The sequence below is a fragment of the Streptomyces sp. NPDC033131 genome, assembly GCF_055578365.1.
On the sequence record NZ_JBVIPA010000008.1, the window covers coordinates 43,348 to 58,300 of the forward strand.

Here is a 14,953-nt window from a genome sequence, read left to right on the forward strand (position 1 = left end):
CGTGCACCTCCCCAAAACCCGCCCGTCGCCGAAGGCAACCCGCGGGTGTCCCTTTGAACCTTGGGAGCAGGCCCACATGACCCAGCAGTCCCTGGAGCCGCAGACCGTCGCCGAAGACGCGGGAGAAGGCACCCGCGTCCCGGCCGGACGGTCCTGGCTCGACCGGTACTTCCACATCTCCCGGCGAGGATCCTCGGTCGCACGCGAAGTCCGCGGCGGCGTCACCACCTTCATGGCGATGGCGTACATCCTCCTGCTCAACCCCCTGATCCTGTCCGGCAAGGACGCGGCGGGGAACACGCTCGGCCAGCAGGCGCTGATCACCGCGACCGCGTTCGCGGCGGCCCTCAGCACGCTCCTGATGGGCTTCTTCGGCAAGGTGCCCCTCGCCCTCGCCGCCGGGCTCTCCGTCTCCGGAGTCCTCGCCTCCCAGGTCGCGCCCCAGATGACCTGGCCGCAGGCGATGGGCATGTGCGTGATGTACGGCGTGGTCATCATGCTGCTCGTCGTCACCGGGCTCCGCGAGATGATCATGAACGCGATCCCGCTCGCTCTCAAGCACGCGATCACCATGGGCATCGGCCTGTTCGTCGCCCTCATCGGCTTCTACAAGGCCGGTTTCGTGCACCAGGGCAAGGCGACCCCGGTCTCCCTGGGACCGGCCGGTGAACTGGCCGGCTGGCCGGTGCTGCTCTTCGCCGTCACCCTCCTCGCGATCTTCATGCTGCAGGCGCGCGGCGTCCCCGGCGCGATCCTGCTCGGCATCGTCGGCGGCACCGTACTGGCCGTCATCCTCAACGCCCTTGACGTCATCGACCCCCGGCAGTGGGCGAGCGGCGCCCCCGAACTGCACGGCACAGCGGTCTCCATGCCGGACTTCTCGATCTTCGGCGACGTCGAGTTCGGCGGCTGGGGCGAGGTCGGCGCGATGACCGTCGGCATGATCGTGTTCACCCTCGTGCTGGCCGGCTTCTTCGACGCGATGGCCACCATCATCGGCGTCGGAACCGAGGCGAAACTCGCCGACGAGCAGGGCCGGATGCCGGGCCTGTCCAAGGCGCTGTTCATCGACGGCGCGGGCGGTGCGATCGGCGGCGTGGCGGGCGCGTCGGGCCAGACGGTGTTCGTCGAGTCGGCGACCGGCGTCGGCGAAGGCGCCCGTACCGGACTGTCGTCCGTGGTCACGGGCCTGTTCTTCGCGGCCTGCCTGTTCTTCACCCCGCTGACGGCCATCGTGCCGGGTGAGGTCGCCGCCGCGGCCCTGGTCGTGATCGGTGCCATGATGATGATGAACGCCCGGCACGTCGACTGGGCCGACCGCGCCACCGCGATCCCGGTCTTCCTGACCGTCGTGATCATGCCGTTCACGTACTCCATCACCGCTGGCGTCGCCGCCGGTGTCATCTCGTACGTGGCCATCAAGTCCGCCCAGGGCAAGGCGCGGGAGATCGGCGCCTTCATGTGGGGACTGACGGCGATCTTCCTGGTGTACTTCGCCCTCGACCCGATCGAGAGCTGGCTGGGCGTGCACTAGCCGCCCGCGCCGAGTGCCCTCCGCACGACCACGCAGTGAAGGAGACCGAGACATGCTGGACATCGCCGAGGAGCTGAACCGGTGGGCCGGGCAGGGACGTGACTTCGCCGTGGCCACCGTCGTCGCCGTCGGCGGCAGCGCCCCCCGCCTGCCCGGCGCCGCCCTCGCGGTGGACGCCGACGGCACGGCGATCGGCTCGGTCTCCGGCGGCTGTGTGGAGGGCGCGGTCTACGACCTGTGCCAACAGGCCCTGCGGGACGGGCAGCCGGTGCTCGAACGCTTCGGGTACAGCGACGACGACGCCTTCGCCGTCGGTCTGACCTGCGGCGGGGTCATCGACATCCTCGTCACGCCGGTACGGGCGGGCGACCGGGTCCGTCCGGTGGTGACGGCCGCGCTCGACGTCGCCGCGCGCGGGCGGGCGGCCGCGCTGGCCCGGATCGTGTCCGGCCCCGCCGAGCTGGTGGGGCGGGCGATGCTGGTCCGTCCCGAGGGCTCGTACGACGGCGGCTTCGGCGCCCATCCCGAGCTGGACCGCACGGTCGCCGCGGAGGCCGGCGCGTTCCTGGACGCCGGCCGTACCGGCACCCTGGAGATCGGCGAGCAGGGCTCCCGCTGCGGGGCGCCGCTCACCGTGCTGGTGGAGTCGTCCGTCCCGCCGCCCCGGATGATCGTCTTCGGAGCGATCGACTTCGCGTCGGCGCTCGTGCGGATCGGCGGGTTCCTGAACTACCACGTGACCGTGTGCGACGCGCGGCCCGTGTTCGCCACCCGCGCCCGCTTCCCCGAGGCCGACGAGATCGTCGTCGAGTGGCCGCACACCTACCTGGAGCGCACCGACGTCGACGCCCGTACGGTCCTGTGCGTCCTGACCCACGACGCCAAGTTCGACATACCCCTGCTGAAGCTCGCGCTGCGGCTGCCGGTGGCGTACGTCGGCGCGATGGGCTCCCGGCGCACCCACCTGGACCGCAACGAGCGGCTGCGCGAAGCCGGCGTGACCGAACTGGAGTTGGCGCGGCTCAGGTCGCCGATCGGGCTCGACCTCGGGGCGCGCACGCCGGAGGAGACGGCCCTGTCGATCGCCGCGGAGATCGTCGCCGCCCGGCGCGGCGGCAGCGGGGTCTCACTGACCGGCGCCCACACGCCCATCCATCACGACGTGACGTCGGTGCCGGCGGGGCGGATCGGGTCGGTGGCCTGACGGGTGCCCCGGTGTACCGGCGGCTGGTCGGGCCAGGCGAACGCGTAGTCCAGGTCGCCGCCCCGGTCCAGCCGGACGAAGCGGATCAGCTCCCGCGCGATGCCCGCGTTGCCCTGCGCCCACCCGGGGCGGGGTTCGAGGTCGCCCGGGGTGACCTTGTGCTCGAAGTTGGACCAGCGGGCGCCGTCGGCGTCCCGGATCGCGCGGCCGGCCAGATCCGCGACGAGGACGGCGGCGAAGTCGTGGCCGTCGTCCTGCTCGGCCATGCGGTCGCAGGCGAGTGCCAGGACGCCCGCCGTGCCGCAGCAGCGGCCGTTGTTGTCCCAGAAGCCGGGACGCAGCCGTTCCGGCAGACCGGAGCGGGTGACGGTGTGCCAGCAGCGGTCGGCGAGGGCCGACCAGGCGGCGGGGGCGTCGAGGACGTCCCGGAGCCGGCGGAAGACCTGCGCGTCGCCGGCGGGCCCGTGACACCAGCCGTAGCTGTACCGCTCGATCAGGTCGGGAAGGTGCGCCGGGTCGGAGTGGGCGACCAGAAACCCCTCGGGCCCGCCCTCTGCCCGGGCCACGACGCCCGCGGCACCGGCCTCGGCCAGCTCGACGAGGTCCGTCCGGCCCGCCGCGGCACCGACGGTGGCCAGCGCGTACACGATCCCCAGCGTGCCGTGCGAGATGTGGTGCATGCGCCCGTCCCTGCCGGTACGGAACTCCCAGTGCACGCCCGCCGGAACCGGCTCGGCGGTCCGCAGATAGGGCTCCAGAGCGAGCACGGCGAACTCCTCGTCACCTGCGGCCAGCGCGCCCAGAGCGATCCCGGCGTTCCCGCCCATGAGGTCGAACAGCTCGCCCCACCGGGTGCCGTCGAACCGCGACCGCACGATCCCCAGAGCCCGGTCGGCGGCGGCACCGGCGGCGGTGTCGCCCAGTTCCTCGTGCACGGTCCGCAGCACGAGCGCCATGCCGGTGAGCCCGAAGTACAGGGAACTGTCCTCGCAGTCGTCGACGGCGGTCACGAGAGAACGGGCCGCGCGCAGGGCGGTGTCGGCGTACGCGTCGTCCCCGAAGTGCCGCCACGCCTCCAAAAGCACCGGGACGACACCGGCCGTACCGCTGTAGAGCGTGGGTTCGAGTCCGGCGTCGGAAGGCCGCGCGGCCCAGGCGAGGCCGCCGCTCCCGCTCTCCCGCGCCTGGCCGAGAAGCCACCGCAGGGCGTCCACGGCCAGCGCCTCGATCCCGTCCACCGCCACGGTCTTCGCGTCCGTCTGAGTCATGACGCTCACTCTGGCACCGGCCGGGCACGCCCACAGGTGTCTTTGCCGACGGATGGGCCGGGGCGCCCGGTCGTCACGGTCGTCTGAGCAGCTCGTTGACCGTCCGTCCGAACACCGTCCGTGCCGCGGCCCGCAGCAGGGGGTCGAAGACCCGGGGCAGCAGACGCACCCGCAGCTCCTCGCGCCACAGCACCCGCGTACGGCCGCCGGGACCCGGCCGCACCTCGATCTCGGCCCAGCCCGTGACGATCCGGCCCCGCTTGTCCAGACGGCACAGGCCGGGCAGGTCGCCCGCGGGCGGGCGCCACACCGTGACCTCCATCCGGTCGTCGAAGGCGAGCGGGCCGAGTCCCGAGCGGGCCACGACGAGGGTGCCCTCGCCCGTGGGCGGCGGCGTGAGCTCGGTGACGCGGGTCAGCGGGACGGTGTCGCCGTGACGCGGCCACTGGGTGAGGCGGCGCCACGCCTCGTCGAGGGAGAGCGGTGCCGTACGTTCGAGGAGGAAGGTGACCACTCAGTGATCGTAGGCACCGCGCGCCGCTGAACAGTGCGTTCGTATACGGCTCGGCCGGGCGCGCGAGTGGGCGAACAACTGGAGCGTTCAGGCCCGGGGCACGGAGGGTGATCGAGCGCTCCGCCACGCATGCGCCGCCGCCGCCCTGGTTACTCGCGCCGACACGCAAGTGAAGGCGAGAGCGAGGAGAGGCCCGTGAGCGCATACACCTGGCGCCGGGCGCTGGTCACCGGCGGAGCCGGATTCGTGGGATCCCATCTGTGCGCGCGACTGGTCGCCGACGGCACCGACATCGTGTGCCTCGACAACCTGGCCACCGGCTCCCGCGCCAACGTGGCCGAACTGGAGCAGCGCCGCGGCTTCCGCTTCGTCCGCGCCGACGCCACCGACCCCTCCGCGCTGCGCGACCTGCCCGGCCGGTTCGACCTGGTGCTGCACTTCGCCTGCCCGGCCTCGCCCGTCGACTACCTGCGGCTGCCCCTGGAAACCCTCGACGTCGGCAGCACGGGTACCCGCAACGCCCTGGAGCGGGCCCGGGCCGACGGCGCGCGTCTCGTGCTCGCCTCCACCTCCGAGGTCTACGGCGACCCCCTGGAGCACCCGCAGCGCGAGAGCTACTGGGGCAACGTCAACCCGATCGGCCCGCGCAGCGTCTACGACGAGTCCAAGCGCTTCGCCGAGGCCCTGCTCACCGCCCACCGCCAGGTCCACGGCACGGACGCCGCCATCGTCCGGATCTTCAACACCTACGGCCCGCGGATGCGTACCGGCGACGGCCGTGCCGTCCCCGCCTTCGTGTCGCAGGCCCTGGACGGCGCCCCGCTCACCGTCGCGGGCGACGGCGGGCAGACCCGCTCACTGTGCTACGTCGACGACATGGTGGACGGCGTCCTCGCGCTGGCCGCGTCCGGCGCCGACGGCCCCGTGAACATCGGCGGCGCCGAGGAGATCACCATGCTGGAGCTCGCCCGCCGGATCATCGAGCTCACCGGCTCCTCCTCCCGGATCCGGTTCGTCGAGCGCCCCGCCGACGATCCCGCCCGGCGCCGGCCCGACACCCGGCTGGCCCGGGAGCTGCTGGGCTGGCAGCAGAGGGTCGGCTGGAGCGAGGGGCTGGGGCGCACGATCGGCTGGTTCACGCACTCCATAGCGGCCTGAGCGGCCCTGCGGCAGGTCCCGGCGACGACAGCGCGGTGACCTGAGCTTCGTATGAGATGAAAAGTCGGTTCATTTCGGCGTAAGTCAGCTTCAATTGTTTGAGGCAACTGGGGTGAGGCACTCGCAGGCCCGGAGTCCTCACACGCCTCCTGGGACGGAGCACACCCCATGCGCATCCTTGGTATCAACGCCCTGTTCCACGACCCGGCCGCCGCCCTCGTCGTCGACGGCACCACGGTCGCGGCAGCCGAGGAGGAGCGCTTCAGCCGCCGCAAGCACGGCAAGCGCCCCCTGCCGTTCTCCGCGTGGGAGCTGCCCGAGCTCTCCGCCCGCTGGTGTCTGGAACAGGCGGGCACACGCCCTGAGGAACTCGACGCGGTGACCTACTCCTTCGATCCGAAGCTGGCCCGGCCCGCCCGCGACCTGGGCCTGGACGACCCCTGGGACCCGCTGCGTCTGGAGTACGCCCGGCGCGCCCCCGAATTCCTGGCCGAAGCCCTGCCCGGCCTCGACGCCGACCGGGTGGTCTTCGTCCCGCACCACGTCGCGCACGCCGCCTCCGCCGGGCCCGCCTCCCCGCACCCCGACAGCGCCGTCCTCGTCCTCGACGGCCGCGGCGAGGCCGCGTCCCACCTGGCCGGCCGCTACCACGAGGGCAAGCTCGACATCCTCGCCACCCAGGCGCTGCCCCACTCCCTGGGCCTGCTCTACGAAGAGCTCACCCAACACCTCGGCTTCCTGCGCAGCAGCGACGAGTACAAGGTGATGGCCCTCGCCTCCTACGGCAAACCACGCTTCCTGCCCCAGCTGCGGCAGCACGTCCACGCCACCGGCGACGGCGGTTTCCGCGCCCACGGCGTCGACTGGGCCGCCCTGGCCCCGCCCCGCGCCAAGGGCGAGGACTGGACCCAGGACCACGCCGACCTCGCCGCCAGCGCCCAGGCCGTCCTCGAGGAGGTCCTCCTCGAACTGGTCCACTGGCTGCACGGCGAGGCCGGCGGCCAGGCGCTCACCCTCGCCGGAGGCGTCGCCCTCAACTGCGTCGCCAACTCCAGGATCGCCGCCCGTGGGCGGTACCGGCACGTGTGGGTGCAGCCCGCCGCCGGAGACGCCGGAACCGCCCTCGGCGGAGCCCTCCACGTGGCCGCACAGGACGCACCCCCGCAGCCCATGCCGGGCGCCGACCTCGGCCGCGGCTGGAGCGACGAGGAACTGCGCGCCCGGCTCGACGAGGCCGCCGTACCGTACGAGCGGCCCGACGACGTCGCCGAGGCCGTCGCCGAGGAACTGGCCCGGGACGGGGTCGTCGCCTGGTTCCAGGGACGCAGCGAGTACGGGCCGCGGGCCCTCGGGCACCGCTCCCTGCTCGCCCACCCGGGACGGGCCGAGAACCTGGAACGGCTCAACCACGTCAAGGGCCGCGAGGAGTTCCGGCCCGTCGCCCCGATGGTGCTGGCCGAGCGCGCCCGTGAACTGTTCAGCGGGCCGCTGCCCAGCCCGTACATGCTCTTCGTGCACGACGTCGCACGGGAATGGCGGGACCGTATCCCGGCCGTCGTGCACGTCGACGGCACCGCCCGCATCCAGACCGTCGAGGAGCGGCGGGAACCGCTGGTGGCGCGGATGCTGCACGCCTTCGAACGGCGCACCGGGCTGCCCGTGGTCGTCAACACCAGCCTCAACACCGCCGGCCGGCCCATGGTCGACGACCCGCGTGATGCCCTGGAGTGCTTCGGTTCCGCGCCCGTCGACCTGCTCGCCATCGGGCCGTACGTCGTGCGCCGGGGGAGGGCGTTCGCATGACACCGACGACCTCCGTCGGCACGGCGTACGCGGTGGTGATCCCCACCCTCGTGCGCGACACCCTCGCCGACTGCCTGGCCGCGCTCGCCGCCGCGACCGGTCCCAAGCCGCACGAGATCGTCCTCGTGGACGACCGGCCCGACCCCGATCCCGGGCCGTGGGAACACCCGCTCAGCGTGCTGGGCGACCTGCGCGAGCGCACCACCGTCGTCCCGAGCGGCGGGCGCGGGCCCGCCGCCGCCCGCAACACCGGACTGCGCGTCATCGCCTCGCCCTGGGTCGCCTTCCTCGACGACGACGTCCAGGTCGGCCCGCACTGGTGCGAGCAACTGGTGCAGGACCTGGCCGACACGACCCCGCGGACCGCGGGCGTGCAGGGCGTGATCGCCGTACCGCTGCCCGGCGAGCGCCGGCCCACCGACTGGGAACGCGGCACCGCCGGACTCGCGCAGGCCCGCTGGATCACCGCCGACATGGCCTACCGCACCGACGCCCTGAAGCAGGTCGGCGGCTTCGACGAGCGCTTTCCGCGCGCCTACCGCGAGGACGCCGACCTCGCCCTGCGCATACTCGACGCGGGCTGGCGCATCCGGCAGGGCCGCCGCACCACCCGCCACCCCGTGCGCCCCGCCGACCGCTGGGTGTCCCTGCGCGCGCAGCGCGGCAACGGCGACGACGCCCTGATGCGACACCTGCACGGCCCCGACTGGTGGGAGAAGGCCATCGCCCCGCGGGGCCGGCTGCGCAGGCACGCCGCGATCACCGCGTCCGGCGCCGCCGCGTGCGTCCTCGCGGTCACCGGACACCGCCGGGCCGCCGCGGTCGCCGCACTGGGCTGGGCCGCCGGCACCGGCGAGTTCGCCTGGGCGCGCATCGCCCCCGGACCGCGCACCCGGTACGAGGTGACCACCATGCTCGCCACCAGCGTGCTCATCCCGCCCGCGGCCACCTGGCACCGGCTCCGCGGGCTGTGGCGGCACCGCGACGCACCCGCCTGGCAGGAGGTGGCCGCATGAGCCGCGTACAGGCCGTGCTGTTCGACCGCGACGGCACCCTCGTCCACGACGTTCCCTACAACGGCGACCCGGCCCGCGTCCGCCCCGTCGACGGCGCCCGCGAGGCGCTCGGCCTGCTGCGCCGGCACGGCATCCGCACCGGCGTCGTCACCAACCAGTCGGGCATCGCGCGCGGACTGCTCACCGACGCCGACGTCCGGCGCGTCAACCACCGCGTCGACGAACTGCTCGGCCCCTTCGACGTGTGGGGCGTCTGCCCGCACGGCCCCGACGACGGCTGCCACTGCCGCAAACCCGAACCGGGCCTCGTCCTGTGGGCGGCCGGACGCATCTGCACCGCACCCTCGGACTGCGTCGTCGTCGGCGACATCGGCGCCGACGTCGAGGCCGCACGCCGGGCGGGCGCCCACGGCATCCTCGTCCCCACGCCCGAGACCCGGCCACAGGAGACGGCGAGGGCGGGCCATGTCGCCCCCGACATCCTGACCGCCGTGCGGGCCGTGCTGAACGGGCCGCCGACAGGCCGCGTCCTGGCTGACGAACGGCCCATCGAGGCCGCCTACGACATGGGTGGCGGAAGGCCCGTGGAGGTTCGCCGTCCGCCCGACGACGGGGGTGGGAGGTCGTCCGTCGATGCTCCCCGTGTGCCGGACGACATGGGTGGGAGGCGGTCCGGCCGGGGCTCCCGCTCGCGCGACGACGGGGGTGGGGGGCGGTCCGGCCAGGGCTCCCGCTCGCGCGACGACGGGGGTGGGGGGCGGTCCGGCCGGGGCTCCCGCTCGCGCGACGACGGGGGTGGGGGGCGGTCCGGCCGGGGCTCCCGCTCGCGCGACGACGGGGGTGGGGGGCGGTCCGGCCAGGGCTCCCGCCCGCCCGACGACACCAGCGGGAGGCCGCGGTGAAGGCTCTCGTCACCCGTCTCGACAGCTTCGGCGACGTCCTGCTCGCCGGACCCGCCGTCCGCGCCGTCGCCGCCCGGGCCGACACCGTCACCCTGCTGTGCGGGCCGCGCGGCGCACCCGCCGCCCGGCTGCTGCCGGGCGTGGACGACATCCTCGTCTGGGACGCGCCCTGGGTGGGCCTCGATCCCCCGCCCGTCGGCCGCGGCGAGGTCGAGCAGCTCATCGACACGATCGACGCCGACACGGCCCTGATCCTGACCTCCTTCCACCAGTCCCCACTGCCCACCGCCCTGCTCCTGCGCCTGGCCGGGGTGGCACACATCGCCGCGGACAGCGAGGACTACCCCGGCTCCCTGCTCGACGTACGCCACCACCGCGCCCCGCACGCCCACGAGGCGGAGGCGATGCTCGACCTCGCCGAAGCCGCGGGATTCACCTCACCCGACGACGGACGGCTGCGGGTGCTGCCCCCGCCCCGCACCACTGGGCTCACCGGCCCGGAGCCGTACCTCGTCCTGCATCCCGGCGCCAGCGTCCCGGCCCGCGCCTGGAGTCCCGACCGCAGTGCGGAGGCGGTCCGCGAACTGGCCGCGGCCGGACACCGGATCGTGGTGACCGGCGGCCCGGACGAGCGCGACCTGACCGCTCACGTCGCCGGCGAGCACGGGCTCGACCTCGGCGGCCGTACCGGCGCCGCGGAACTGGCCGGCGTCCTGGCCGGCGCCGACGCCGTCGTCACCGGCAACACCGCGCCCGCCCACCTCGCCGCCGCCGTCGGAACCCCCGTCGTCTCGCTCTTCGCGCCGGTCGTGCCCGCCGAGCGGTGGCGGCCCTACGGCGTCCCCTACGTGCTGCTCGGCGACCAGCACGCGCCCTGCGCGGACAGCAGGGCCCGGGAGTGCCCCGTTCCCGGGCATCCGTGCCTGGACACCGTGACCGCACACGACGTGGCCGCCGCCGTCGACAAACTCGTCGCGGAGACGGTGGAGGTGGAGGCGGTGAGCCAGCCATGAGGATCCTGCTCTGGCACGTGCACGGCTCCTGGACCACGGCCTTCGTCCAGGGACCGCACACCTACCTCGTCCCCGTCACCCCCGACCGAGGACCGGACGGCCTCGGCCGCGCCCGCACCTTCGACTGGCCCGACTCCGTCGTCGAGATGCCACCGGAGCGGCTGCGGGACGCCGACGTCGACGCCGTCGTGCTGCAACGCCCGCACGAACTCGCCCTCGTCGACCAGTGGCTGGGCCGCCGCCCGCCCCTGGTGTACCTGGAGCACAACGCCCCGCACGGGGACGTGCCCGACACGCGCCACCCGGCCGCCGGCATCCCCGGCGTCACCCTGGTCCACGTCACCCACTTCAACCGGCTGATGTGGGACGCGGGTGCCACCTGGGCCACCGTCATCGAGCACGGCATCGTCGACCCCGGGCACCGGTGGACCGGCGAACTGGACCGCGCGGCCGTCGTCGTCAACGAACCGGTGCGGCGCGGCCGTACCACCGGAACCGACCTGCTGCCCGCCTTCGCCGACGCCGCCCCGCTGGACGTCTTCGGCATGCGCACCGAAGGGCTCGCCGCCCACCTCGGCCTGCCGCCCGGCCGCTGCCGGTCCCACGAACTCGTGCAGGCCGACCTGCACGCGGCGATGGCGCGGCGACGCGTCTACGTCCACCCCGTCCGCTGGACCTCCCTCGGACTGTCGCTGCTGGAGGCGATGCACCTGGGCATGCCCGTTGTCGCTCTGGCCACCACGGAGGTCGCCGAGGCCGTGCCCGACGGCGCCGGAGTGGTGTCCAACCGGATCGACGTACTGACCGAGGCCGTACGGGGCTTCGTGGCCGACCCCCTGCACGCCCGCCTGATCGGTGAGGGCGCGCGGGCGGCGGCGCTCACCCGCTACGGGCTGTCCCGCTTCCTGGACGACTGGGAGCGGCTCCTGAAGGAGGTGACCCGATGAGGATCGCCATGGTGTCCGAGCACGCGAGCCCGCTCGCCGCGCTCGGCGGTGTCGACGCCGGGGGCCAGAACGTGTACGTGGCCCGCCTCAGTGAGGAACTGGCGCGTCGCGGCCACGATGTCACGGTCTACACCCGCCGCGACAGCACCGACCTGCCCGACCGGGTTCCGCTGCCCGGCGGAGCCGTCGTCGAGCACGTTCCGGCCGGACCGCCCGAGGCCGTCCCCAAGGACGAGCTGTTCCCCCACATGCCGGCCTTCGGCTCCCATCTGGCCCGCGCCTGGGCCCGGGAGCGGCCCGACGTGGTGCACGCCCACTTCTGGATGTCCGGCATGGCCGCCCAGACCGGCGCGGCCGCCCACGGCGCCCCGGTCGTGCAGACCTTCCACGCCCTGGGCACCGTCAAGCGGCGCCACCAGGGCAGGCGCGACACCAGCCCGTACGAACGCATCGGCATCGAGCGGCAGACCGGCCGCACCTGCGAACGCGTCCTGGCCACCTGTACCGACGAGGTGGACGAACTGGCGGCCCTCGGCGTGCCGACCCGACAGGCGTCCGTCGTGCCCTGCGGGGTGGACGTCGAGCACTTCCACCCCGGCGTGGACCCGGCCACCGCCCCCGCCCGGCAGCAGCGGCACCGACTGCTCGCCTGCGGCAGGCTGGTCCGCCGCAAGGGCTACGACCAGGCGATCCTCGCACTGGCAAAGACCCCCGACACCGAACTCCTCATCGCGGGCGGCCCCGCGCCCGGCCTGCTGGACGCCGACCCCGAGGCGGAACGACTGAGCCGGCTCGCGCGGCACACCGGCGTCGCCGACCGGGTGCGGCTGCTCGGCGCGGTCGACCCGGCCGACATGCCCGCCCTGATGCGCAGCGCCGACCTCGTCCTGTGCACCCCCGTGTACGAGCCGTTCGGCATCGTGCCGCTGGAAGCGATGGCGTGCGGTGTACCCGTCGTCGCCACCGACGTCGGCGGCCACCGGGACAGCGTCGACGACGGCGGCACCGGCCGGCTGGTGCCGCCCGGCGACCCCGAGGCGATCGCCACCGCCGTACGCGACCTGCTCGCCGAGGACGGCACCCGCCGCCGCTACGGCCGCGCCGGCCGGGCCCGCGTCCTCGCCCACTACACCTGGCAGCGGGTCGCCGACGGTGTCGAACAGGTCTACCGCCAGGTGGCGGTCGGACAAGCACAGCCGAGGGAGGTGGCCTGATGACCCTGCACCCGCCCACCGTCGCCCACTGCGACGAACTCCAGGACGCCCTGGGCGCGATCCGCGCCTCGGCCCACACCATCGACCGCTGGGGCGAACGCCTGGCCGCCGTCCTCACCGGGGGCGGCAGGCTACTGGCCGCGGGCAACGGCGGCAGCGCCGCCCAGGCCCAGCACCTCACCGCCGAACTCGTCGGCCGCTACCGCGACGACCGGCCGGCGTTCTCCGCGATCGCCCTGCACGCCGACACCTCCAGCACGACCGCCATCGCCAACGACTACGGCGTCGACCAGGTGTTCGCCCGCCAGGTCCGCGCCCACGGCCGGCCGGGCGACGTCCTGATGCTGCTGTCCACCAGCGGCGCCAGCGCCAACCTGCTGTCCGCCGCGGACGCGGCACGCTCGGCGGGCCTGCACGTGTGGGCGCTGACCGGCCCGGCCCCCAACCCCCTCATGGCGGGCAGCGACGAATCCCTGTGCGTGACGGCCGCGTCCGCCGCGACGGTCCAGGAACTCCACCTGGTCGCGGTGCACATGGTGTGCGCGGCGTTCGACGCGGCGGTGGAGCGGGGGACGGCATGACGGGCGGCCACGGCGGGCCGGGCGGCGCGCGCGGCGGGCGCCGCCGGGCCCCGCTGCTGGTGGTCGGCGACGCGCTGCTCGACCGGGACGTCACCGGTCACGCCGAGCGGCTCGCGCCCGACGCGCCCGTGCCGGTCGTCACCGACTGCGGGCAGCGCGTACGGCCGGGCGGCGCCGCCCTCGCCGCCTACCTCGCCGCCCGCGACGGTCACGACGTCACCCTCGTCACCGGGTTGGGCGACGACCCCGCCGGCCGGGATCTGCGGCACCTGCTCGAACCGTGGCTGACGCTGATCCCGCTCCCGCTGACCGGCCCGCTGTCCGAGAAGACCCGCGTCCTCGCCCAGGGCCGCCCCCTGGTCCGCCTGGACCGGGGCGACGGACGGGTACGCGAGGCTACCGACCAGGCTCGCCGGGCGATCCGCCGGGCACCTTCCGTTCTGGTCTCCGACTACGGCCGCGGCGCCGCCGACGCCCTGCGTGACGTCCTCGCCGAGCGCCCTCCGCTGGTGTGGGATCCGCACCCGCGCGGAGCCCCGCCGGTGCCCGGCACCCGGCTGGTCTCGCCGTCGGAGAAGGAGGCGTACGCGCTGTCCGGGGAGAGTCGCACACCGGACAGCGACCTGCGTGTCGCCGCCCGCGGCGCCGCCGCGCTCGTCCGGGACTGGCAGGTCGCCGCCGTCGCGGTGACCCTCGGCGCGCGCGGCGCTCTCCTGTCGTACGGGGAGCACCCGCTGCTCGTCCCCGCACCCACCACGCACGCCGGCGACCCGTGCGGTGCGGGCGACCGGTTCGCGGCCACGGCGGCCGGGCTGCTCGCGAACGGCGCGCTGGTCGGCGAGGCGGTCGAGGGCGCGGTGGCCGCCGCGAGCGACTTCGTCGGCGTCGGCGGTGCGGCAGCGCTGGCGTGCGAGGAGACCAGGTCCCCGGCCGTGGAAGGCGATCCGGACGACCCGTTCGCCCTGGCCGCCCGCGTGCGCGCCGGGCACGGCACCGTCGTCGCCGCGGGCGGCTGCTTCGACCTCCTGCACGCCGGCCACGTCGGACTGCTCCAGGCCGCCCGGCGGCTCGGCGACTGTCTGGTCGTCTGCGTCAACTCGGACGCCTCGGTGCGGCGGCGCAAGGGCGAGGGCCGTCCGGTCAACCCGCTCGCCGACCGCGTCCGCGTCCTGCGCGCGCTGGCCTGCGTGGACGCGGTCGCCGTCTTCGACGAGGACACCCCCGAACGCCTCCTCGCCGAACTCCGCCCGCACGTCTGGGTCAAGGGCGGCGACTACGCAGGCGCCGAACTCCCCGAGGCCACGCTGCTGGAGGAGTGGGGCGGCCAGGCGGTCCTGCTGCCCTACCTCGACGGCCGCTCCTCGACGACCCTGATGGCCCGCGCGGCGAGTGTGCGGCGATGACGGCCAGGAGGCGCAAGCCGAGGACCCCGCGGCCCCACCTCCTCGCCCTGCGTGCCCCTGGTCCCGGTGACGCTCCGCCCGGTGCGTGGCGGCCGGTGTGCTCCGGGTCCCGCGTGATCGGAGGTGCCGCGTGACCGTCTCGCGTTCTCGTCTTCTCGTGCTGCGTGGTGTCGGCCTCGGTGACCTGCTGGCCGGTGTGTCGGCGTTGTCCGTGCGGCGCCGGGGCTCTTCCGGGCGTGAGCTGGTGTCGGCCGTGCTTGCCTGGCGGTCGGTGTGGTGGGGGTTGTGTGTGATGGGGGGTGCCGCGTGACCGTCTCGCGTTCTCGTCTTCTCGTGCTGCGTGGTGTCGGCCTCGGTGACCTGCTGGCCGGTGTGTCGGCGTTGTCCGTGCGGCGC

General features: G+C 74.5%; 12 protein-coding genes and 1 pseudogene. 11 read left to right on the forward strand and 2 right to left on the reverse strand.

The annotated features are described in order from the left end of the window. The first annotated feature begins 76 nt into the window (after positions 1-76). Together ACZ5XS_RS13170 and ACZ5XS_RS13175 are read left to right on the forward strand one after the other, a co-directional pair. Positions 77-1,534, forward strand: a complete 1,458-nt coding sequence (locus ACZ5XS_RS13170) for an NCS2 family permease (RefSeq protein ID WP_468650651.1) — start codon at positions 77-79, stop codon at positions 1,532-1,534. Between the two features lie 52 nt (positions 1,535-1,586). Next, positions 1,587-2,738 carry an XdhC family protein gene (locus ACZ5XS_RS13175; protein ID WP_468650653.1) on the forward strand — a complete coding sequence of 384 codons (1,152 nt, stop codon included), beginning with the start codon at positions 1,587-1,589 and terminating at the stop codon, positions 2,736-2,738. Here the strand turns inward: ACZ5XS_RS13175 and ACZ5XS_RS13180 are convergent. Then, positions 2,690-4,006, reverse strand: a complete 1,317-nt coding sequence (locus ACZ5XS_RS13180; RefSeq protein WP_468650655.1) for a lanthionine synthetase LanC family protein — start codon at positions 4,004-4,006, stop codon at positions 2,690-2,692. The two genes, ACZ5XS_RS13175 and ACZ5XS_RS13180, sit on opposite strands and share 49 nt — an antisense overlap. Before the next feature lie 73 nt (positions 4,007-4,079). After that, complete coding sequence (locus tag ACZ5XS_RS13185; protein WP_468650657.1) at positions 4,080-4,520, reverse strand: SRPBCC family protein; 441 nt, start codon at positions 4,518-4,520, stop codon at positions 4,080-4,082. A gap of 195 nt (positions 4,521-4,715) precedes the next feature. Here ACZ5XS_RS13185 and ACZ5XS_RS13190 point away from each other — a divergent pair, with 195 nt between their 5' ends. The 9 genes and pseudogenes from ACZ5XS_RS13190 to rfaE2 all read left to right on the forward strand — a co-directional run bounded on the left by ACZ5XS_RS13190 (position 4,716) and on the right by rfaE2 (position 14,557). Beyond that, positions 4,716-5,678, forward strand: coding sequence for a UDP-glucuronic acid decarboxylase family protein (locus ACZ5XS_RS13190; RefSeq protein ID WP_468650659.1), 963 nt, complete (start codon positions 4,716-4,718; stop codon positions 5,676-5,678). Positions 5,679-5,846: 168 nt separating this feature from the next. Then, entirely contained in the window at positions 5,847-7,481 is a 1,635-nt protein-coding gene (locus ACZ5XS_RS13195; protein ID WP_468650661.1) for a carbamoyltransferase family protein, read from the forward strand. Further along, positions 7,478-8,497, forward strand: coding sequence for a glycosyltransferase family 2 protein (locus ACZ5XS_RS13200; protein WP_468650663.1), 1,020 nt, complete (start codon positions 7,478-7,480; stop codon positions 8,495-8,497). The genes ACZ5XS_RS13195 and ACZ5XS_RS13200 overlap by 4 nt, the downstream gene beginning before the upstream one ends. Continuing rightward, positions 8,494-9,069: pseudogene (locus ACZ5XS_RS13205) on the forward strand (D-glycero-alpha-D-manno-heptose-1,7-bisphosphate 7-phosphatase); the annotation flags it as partial. The gene ACZ5XS_RS13200 and the pseudogene ACZ5XS_RS13205, both read left to right, overlap by 4 nt. 326 nt (positions 9,070-9,395) lie before the next feature. After that, positions 9,396-10,412: a glycosyltransferase family 9 protein gene (locus tag ACZ5XS_RS13210; RefSeq protein ID WP_468650665.1), complete on the forward strand. Its 1,017-nt coding sequence runs from the start codon at positions 9,396-9,398 to the stop codon at positions 10,410-10,412. Beyond that, a complete protein-coding gene (locus ACZ5XS_RS13215) occupies positions 10,409-11,359 on the forward strand; it encodes a glycosyltransferase (RefSeq protein WP_468650667.1) in 951 nt (316 codons plus the stop codon). Before ACZ5XS_RS13210 ends, ACZ5XS_RS13215 begins: the two co-directional genes overlap by 4 nt. After that, on the forward strand, positions 11,356-12,573 hold the full coding sequence (locus ACZ5XS_RS13220; protein ID WP_468650669.1) for a glycosyltransferase: 1,218 nt from the start codon (positions 11,356-11,358) through the stop codon (positions 12,571-12,573). Before ACZ5XS_RS13215 ends, ACZ5XS_RS13220 begins: the two co-directional genes overlap by 4 nt. Next, positions 12,573-13,154: a D-sedoheptulose-7-phosphate isomerase gene (locus ACZ5XS_RS13225; RefSeq protein WP_468650671.1), complete on the forward strand. Its 582-nt coding sequence runs from the start codon at positions 12,573-12,575 to the stop codon at positions 13,152-13,154. Before ACZ5XS_RS13220 ends, ACZ5XS_RS13225 begins: the two co-directional genes overlap by 1 nt. After that, entirely contained in the window at positions 13,151-14,557 is a 1,407-nt protein-coding gene (gene rfaE2, locus ACZ5XS_RS13230) for a D-glycero-beta-D-manno-heptose 1-phosphate adenylyltransferase (protein ID WP_468650673.1), read from the forward strand. The genes ACZ5XS_RS13225 and rfaE2 overlap by 4 nt, the downstream gene beginning before the upstream one ends. Positions 14,558-14,953 lie beyond the last annotated feature (396 nt).